This window comes from Geobacillus sp. LYN3, assembly GCF_003064505.1.
Taxonomy (GTDB): Bacteria; Bacillota; Bacilli; order Bacillales; family Anoxybacillaceae; genus Parageobacillus_B; species Parageobacillus_B toebii.
In genome coordinates, this window is the sequence record NZ_QCWL01000069.1 from 1 (window position 1) to 561 (window position 561).

Annotated in this window: 1 protein-coding gene; it reads right to left on the reverse strand. The window is 47.8% G+C overall.

Annotated elements, in window-relative coordinates; translation table 11 throughout:
• Window positions 1-50: 50 nt before the first annotated feature.
• Window positions 51-561, reverse strand: a 511-nt coding sequence (locus DCC82_RS17105; RefSeq protein ID WP_199222370.1) for a transposase, incomplete at its 5' end; no start/stop codon positions are given.

The window sequence follows — 561 nt, forward strand, 5'->3', positions numbered from 1 at the left end:
AAAAAAGTACAGGGGGGAGTGATGGATATGAGTACCCGAACATCTGTTTGTTATCTTGCCTCTTTCCATTTTTGATACACATTCAGTAGGAGTATACTGTACCCACTCCTTCGCGTCAGTTTCATCCAGATCTGTCGTGATCGGCGGACGAGTCGACCTGCCATCGTGATCACCGTCTGAATAATCGTCTTGATGCGACGGCGTTTCACTTTGTGGTGCAACGGATGTCTCGGATCGCTTAATAGATCTTGTCCAATCAGACGAAGAAGATTGTAAACGAAGGCTCCCATGACCAACACGAGCGCATTCGTTTTCATCTTCCCAGATGGAAGCCGCTCTAAATCTAAGTCGCTCTTCAGTTCGCTATGAAACTGTTCGCATGTCGCATGGTCATGATACAACGCGAGCACATCGCTCATTCGAACATGCTCGTATCCTTTGAGCCGCACCCAATAGCTTTCCACTTCATAATCAGGAACGAGCATCAGCTGTCCATTGCGTTCCATCGTCCGTTCCGTCACTTGGGTGACTTGAACGTACGTATACGTGTTTCCATCGATC